Source organism: Caulobacter sp. 17J65-9, assembly GCF_010975005.1.
Classification (GTDB): Bacteria; Pseudomonadota; Alphaproteobacteria; order Caulobacterales; family Caulobacteraceae; genus 17J80-11.
In genome coordinates this window covers 1-5,809 of the sequence record NZ_JAAIVC010000202.1, presented here as the reverse complement: position 1 = coordinate 5,809, position 5,809 = coordinate 1, and the positions used below count along the sequence as shown (strand labels likewise).

Sequence of the window (5,809 nt, the reverse complement as noted above, 5' to 3'; positions counted from 1 at the left end):
GCCTGGGCGACGACATGGGCGGGCGGCGGAGGCGAACCCGGCGCCGGGGGCGCGGCGGCGACCGCGGCGTGGGCCGGCTGGCCGGAGGCCCGTTCCAGCGCCTCGACCCGGCGGAGCAGGTCGGCGATCACGGCGTCGCGTTCCTGGACCTGACGGCGCAGCTCGTCGACCGACTGCACCGGCGCTCCGCCCGGCGGCACGCCCGGGCTTTGAGCGCTGGTCGGCGTGGCGGCGAACCCGATGGCCCACGCGGCCGTCAGCGCGGCGACGGCGCTCGAACCACGGAGCGCGCGCCGACGGCGCGCGCCAGGCAACTGCGCATCCCCCATACTTTACTCCCCTCGGCTGTGCTGTGCGCCGCGTTTCGGGTCTAGCGGCTCAGGGGCGAGACCGCGCGACGCAGGACGGACTCCGGGGGGAGCAGAATTGTTTCGTTGGCGCCCAACTGGTTGGGCGGTTCCTGGCCGTCGCGCCGCTTCACCACGAAGCCGACGCGGCCCATTTTCGGGTTGTCGATCCAGGCGTGTTCGAAGGCGTCGATCGGCATGGTGCGGTTGCCGAAGGCCGGGTCGGCGAAGAACACCGTCCCGTCGCGCACGCCCGTGACGACCACGAAGTGGTTGTAGCCGATGAAGTTCATGGGCGTGAGGATCGGCGCGTTCTCGACCAGGTCCTTCAGGCCGAGCTTGCCGTAGCCGATGCCTTCATAGCCGCGGGCTTCGACGTAGCGCTTGAGGTCGAGCAGGGAGAATCCCTCCCGGATTCGCACCAGCTCGGGGTGCTCGATGTACTCCTTGCGCTTGATCAGCCCCCGGGCGATCTCCTTCTCGGTGACCGGATCACCGTGCTGGTAGTTCAGCACGGTGGCCAGCGCCGCCGCCCCGCAGCTGAGGTCGTACTTCTGCACGACCACCTTGTCCTGGCGGATCTCCAGCATGGAGCGCACCGGCGCGGCGGCCTGCGCCTGGCCGGAGAGCGCGACGGCGACCAGCGTCGCGGCCGGCCAGATCAGCTTTCGCATGCGAGACGTCATGGGTGACCTCCAGGCGCGGCGGCCCGCCGGCGTCAGCCGAGCGGGCCGCCGTCAGCCTTGGCGACTAGCCGTGGCCCCGGCCGGAGTTGAGGCTGCCGGGTCCGGAGTTGCTGACCGAAAGGCCGAGTTTCTTCAGCTGGCCGGGGGGCACCTTCCCGCTGCCGCCGCCGATATTCGTCTGAATGACGTAGATGATGTTGTTGATGACCACGGTGGAGACGACCGTCGCCCCGTCGCCGATGGCGACGTTGTTGACGTTCACGTTCGTGATCGGCGTGATGATCGCGACGTTGTTCTGGCTGGCGTTGACGTTCTTGCCGGCGGTCACGCCGTCCATCTGGGTGTCGTCGAGGCGCATGGCCGAGGAGTCGGCGGCGAAGGCGGCGGATCCTCCGCCCAGCAGGGCGGCGACAGTCGCGATGGCGAGCATCTTCTTCATGGCTGGTCTCCAGGGGGTTCGCTGAGCACGGCCGGTTGCGCCAAACAGCGACGTCAAGACCGGCCGACGGGATGTATCCCAGCAACCCCCGGTGGAGAGACAGACTGGATTTCGGCGTACGACCGAATTGGTAGGGAACACGCCGCTCCCTGCGCGTGAAACCGTTGATCCGGTTACACGATCCTGCTCGGGAGCTCCGGCCGAAGCCTTGGCGAAGACTACCTCATTTTCGGGACCCTGATTTCCAGTTCAGCCCAGGAACTTTCACTCGCCCCATCTCAGGGACCGGGCTCAGGGACCGGACGCCGACGACCTGGGCCGCCGGCGCCGGCGCGCGTCAATCGGCGTGAGTCACGGTCACGTAGCTGACGCTACGCTCGATCCGGACGTTGTTGCTCTTGCCGCTGTTGCTGCTGGTGCTGCCCTTGCCGCTGTTGCTGTTCGTGGCGGTCGAGGGCCACTGGTACTGGAAGCCGAAGCGGCTCGACAGCTTGTCGATGCGGGCCTTGATGGCCGCGAGGCGCGCGACCGTGTCTGGGCGGCGGCCGGCGGTGGCGGAGTCCATTTCGGACGCGGTCAGGGCCACCGGCTCGGCCGCTGCGATCGTGGCCGAACCCACGACGACGCCGGACAGAAGACACGCCAGGAGGCGGGCGGAATACTTCATTTCATCATCTCCAGCGGCTCGCGAAGGCCCGAACCGCCGGTCGCCCGGACCGGCGGAGCGAGCCGCCGAGCCGATCAGTTTTCGACGGTATAGACGTGCGTGACCGACACGTAGGACGTGACGGTCGAGCCGTCGGGCGAGACGGTGTGGGTGTTCACCACCGTGGTCCCGGGCGTGGCGCCGCCGAAATCGAAGTCGGGCAGGCTGACGGTCAGCCAGTCGGACGCGAACAGGTCGTCGGCGAACCCCGCCGTCGTCTGGTCCATGTCGGCGTCGGCCAGCACCAGGGGCTGGGCCTGCGCCGCGCCGGCGCACACGAAGATGCCGGCGACGAGGCCGGCCAACCCGCGAACGGACAGTCGCATGGGACAGTCTCCTTACTCGGGCCAAGGGTGTCCCGCCTTCACCGGCGGCGAAGACGGGACGGGAAGAAGCCGGCGCTATCAGCCGCCGCCGACGTTCTTCTGCTTGATGACGCTGATCTGCAGCGCCTTCACGATGTTGCCGGCGTTGGCGTCGCCGCCGATCGAGACGGCGATGGCCGTCGGCACGATCACCTGCGTCGGAATCGAGACGCCGAGGTTGAAGTTGACCAGCGCGCCGGCGCTGACGCCGTCCATCTGGGCTTCGTCCAGACGCATCGGTTCGGATTGAGCGGGGGCGGCGAGCGCGGCCGAGCCGGCCATCACGACGGCGCCGGCGGCGGCCGTCGCCAGGAGAAACTTGGTCATTTGTCCGGTCCTTTAGCGAGAGTTGGCGCTTGGGGCGCCCGGTTCAGGCGCCGGGCGAGGCCGCCCGCCCTCGAGAGGGCGGGCGGGAAGGCCGTGCTCAGCTCAGCACTTGAAGGCGAAGCGGCAGTTCTGCTGCGAGACGTAGGTGTTCTGGTAGGCCTTGACGCTGCTGTAGACCGTCGCGTCGGGCTTGTAGCCGCCGACCGTGACGGCCGCGTTGATCGTCTTCACGTCTTGCGAGTTCGAAATAATCGCCACGTTGTTCTGGCTGAAGTCGATCGCGCCGGCGGTGACCGAATCCATTTGATCGTCGACCAGGCGGTCAGCCGCGAAAGCGGTACCGGTGGCGGCCAGCATGGAGGCGGCGGCGGCGATGGCGAACAGCTTCTTCATGACAGACTCCGTTGGGTTCGATTGAGCCAAGGCCGGGCCACCCGGTGAGCAGGAGGTCGTCCCGGCCGCCGCAATCAATCCCAGATCGAGCCTGCACTCGACAGACTAGAATTCGGCTTACACCGCTGTTGGTACGCCGCTAAGGGAAAAAGGGAAGTATAGCTTCGGACGCGGCGCGACCGGACAAGCCGGATACCGCCAAGACAACTACCGCGCTACTACCACCTATTCGGTACGCCTCTCGACGTTCGGCCCGGAACAATAGGCCCGTCCACTCGGTCTCTGAGCGCGGTCGGCGACGCGAGAGACGGCGACCGTCACACACCCCCCGGGGCGGGGACCCACACGACAGCACAACGCGAACCCCGGACGAGCTCTGTGTTCGAGCCACGAACAGGGAGAGCTAAATGCCTCTGACGACCACGGACCATCGCGACATGCACGCGCTCGGCGCGCTTCCGCCGCTGAGATCGAAACCGGGCGGGCCCGCCGCGCCGGCCGTGCCTGCGCCGCTCGAGCCGCCGGCCGTCGGCCGCCCGCTGTCGGTGCTTCTGATCGACCCTTCCCCGCTGACCCGGGAATGTCTGAGCCTGGCCCTGGCCGAGCACGCCGACGAGTTTTCGGTGGTGGCGGCCAGCGCCCCGGAGCAGGCCCGCGCGACCGGGCCTGTGGACCTGATCCTGCTGCACGCCGGCCGCGAGGCCAAGGACGCGGCCGCGCTCGTACGGGACCTGCCCGCGATCACCGCGGCCCTGCCCGACGCCTCGATCGTACTGCTGGCCAACCGGCATGCGCCGGGCGACGTGCTCAGCGCCTTGCGCCTGGGGGTGCGGGGATGCCTGTCGCACGACGTCAGTCCGGACGAGCTGTGCCGGGCGCTGCGCCGGATCAGCGCCGGCGAGATCTTCGTCCCCGCCGACGCGGTCGACGCGCCGTCAGGCGAGCCGCAGGCGTCGCCTGTGGCGGCCGGGCCGACGGATCCCGCGCACCCGGCCCTGACCCCGCGTCAGTCGGACGTGCTGGTGCGCATCCGGCAGGGCAAGTCGAACAAGGTCATCGCCTTCGAGCTGGGGATGCAGGAGAGCACGGTGAAGGTCCACGTGCGCAACATCCTCAAGCAGCTGGGCGCCACCAACCGCACCGAGGCGGTCTATCTGGCCAACCTGGGCTGAGCCTGCGGCTTAGGCCGCGGAATCGGCCGGGACCTCGAGGCGGGCGGTGATCAGCCGGGCCGCGTCCATCTTGTGACCGCCCAGGCGCGCCACCTCCAGGTGGACGTGGTCGGTGATGCCGGGATAGCGGTCCTGCAGGCTGTGCGCGGCGCCGATGGTCTGGCCGGCGTGCACAGCCTGGCCCTCGACCACGGCGGCGTCGACGTACATCACCCGCGTGACGTAGTGCAGGGCCGGGTTGGTGATCTCGACGAAGCGCAGGTTGCGGCTGTCCTCGTAGACGTAGCCGATCTTGCTGACATAGCCCGACATCGGCGCGCGCACGTCCTGGCCGCCGTGGGCCCGGTAGTCGACGCCGGCGTGCTCGCGGCCGCCGCCGTCGCGCGAGGCGCCGAACTGGCCGGAGCCGTAGGCGTCGTGGTCGCGCGGGGCCTCGCCGGTCGGATTGACGAAGTCGGCCTGGCCGTCGCCGTCGACGTCGGCGCCTTCCCAGACCAGACGGGGCACCAGCAGCGGCGCTTCAAACGCGCCGGCCGAGGCCGGAACGACGGAGGCGGCCGGCTCGATGCGGTCGACGCCTTCGGTGACCACACGCGCCTGCGCGCCGGCGTGCCACAGTCCCGCGGCGACACCCGCCAGCATCGTGAACTTCAGCAGACGGCGCGAAAAGACGTGCATGAGCAGAATTACCTCGGTGCGAAATGCGATCGGATCAAATGGCCCGCGCCGGGGCGCGCTGAGCGCCCGATGACCTGCGGACACCGGCGATATGCGAACATCGGCGTCGCAAACCGATGCGACACGTTGTCCGCCGAGCGCGCGGGGACGCCGAGGTCCTAGATATTCAGGGGCGCGCGGCCCTCGGTGCGTCCGTGCGCCGCACCGGCCCTCTGCACGGAATCTGCACGCAAAGCCCTCGGCCCCGGCGCCGCGCGACGCATCGGCCTCCACCGGCGAAGGGCAATCAGGCTCCACAGTTCACGGAGCCTCCATGTCAGCCCCTCCCCTGACCTTCTGGCGCAAGCCGCTCGCCGCCGCCGCCCTGGCGACCCTCGCCGACCAGTTGCTCTACGGGCAGGGCTTCGGCTCGATCCTGGGCGTCTTCGCCCTGGCCTGGACCGTGACGCTCGCCCTCGCCCGCCCCGCGGTCCACCGCGACCGGCGCGCGCTGGCCGCCCTGGCCGTCGCCGCCCTGTTCGCCGTCGCCCTGATCGACCGGCCGGGGCTGGTCGCCTGGAGCCTGTTCTGGATCGCGCTCGGCGCCGCCGCCCTGCTGCCCCGCACCGGCCGCTTCGACGACGTCTGGCGCTGGGCCCAACGGCTGGTCGTCCAGGCCGTGGGCGGCGTCTGGGCGCCGTTGGGCGACCGCCGCCG

General features: G+C 69.8%; 10 protein-coding genes. 2 read left to right on the top strand and 8 right to left on the bottom strand.

Going from position 1 to position 5,809, the window contains the following annotated elements:
- The 7 genes from G3573_RS19455 to G3573_RS19425 form a co-directional block, all read right to left on the bottom strand.
- On the bottom strand, positions 1–329 hold a 329-nt coding region (locus tag G3573_RS19455; protein ID WP_205598376.1), incomplete at its 3' end, for a hypothetical protein.
- 41 nt (positions 330–370) lie between these two features.
- Entirely contained in the window at positions 371–1,033 is a 663-nt protein-coding gene (locus G3573_RS19450) for a C39 family peptidase (RefSeq protein ID WP_205598375.1), read from the bottom strand.
- A 64-nt stretch (positions 1,034–1,097) separates the two neighbouring features.
- Positions 1,098–1,472 (bottom strand): hypothetical protein, encoded by a 375-nt coding sequence (locus G3573_RS19445; protein ID WP_163263335.1) that lies wholly within the window; start codon positions 1,470–1,472, stop codon positions 1,098–1,100.
- Positions 1,473–1,809: 337 nt separating this feature from the next.
- Positions 1,810–2,139: a hypothetical protein gene (locus G3573_RS19440; RefSeq protein ID WP_163263334.1), complete on the bottom strand. Its 330-nt coding sequence runs from the start codon at positions 2,137–2,139 to the stop codon at positions 1,810–1,812.
- 74 nt (positions 2,140–2,213) lie between these two features.
- Complete coding sequence (locus tag G3573_RS19435; RefSeq protein WP_163263333.1) at positions 2,214–2,504, bottom strand: hypothetical protein; 291 nt, start codon at positions 2,502–2,504, stop codon at positions 2,214–2,216.
- Positions 2,505–2,582: 78 nt separating this feature from the next.
- Positions 2,583–2,870: a hypothetical protein gene (locus G3573_RS19430; RefSeq protein WP_163263332.1), complete on the bottom strand. Its 288-nt coding sequence runs from the start codon at positions 2,868–2,870 to the stop codon at positions 2,583–2,585.
- Between the two features lie 102 nt (positions 2,871–2,972).
- Positions 2,973–3,263, bottom strand: coding sequence for a hypothetical protein (locus G3573_RS19425; protein ID WP_163263331.1), 291 nt, complete (start codon positions 3,261–3,263; stop codon positions 2,973–2,975).
- A gap of 407 nt (positions 3,264–3,670) precedes the next feature.
- On the opposite strand from G3573_RS19425, the gene G3573_RS19420 reads away from it, so the two are divergent.
- On the top strand, positions 3,671–4,435 hold the full coding sequence (locus G3573_RS19420; protein WP_163263330.1) for a response regulator transcription factor: 765 nt from the start codon (positions 3,671–3,673) through the stop codon (positions 4,433–4,435).
- Between the two features lie 9 nt (positions 4,436–4,444).
- Here the strand turns inward: G3573_RS19420 and G3573_RS19415 are convergent, their stop codons facing one another.
- The gene (locus G3573_RS19415) at positions 4,445–5,113 is read right to left on the bottom strand and encodes a M23 family metallopeptidase (RefSeq protein ID WP_163263329.1); all 669 of its coding nucleotides are present in this window, start codon (positions 5,111–5,113) and stop codon (positions 4,445–4,447) included.
- 313 nt (positions 5,114–5,426) lie between these two features.
- Here G3573_RS19415 and G3573_RS19410 point away from each other — a divergent pair.
- A partial coding sequence (locus G3573_RS19410) for a hypothetical protein (RefSeq protein ID WP_205598374.1) occupies positions 5,427–5,809 on the top strand: 383 nt, incomplete at its 3' end.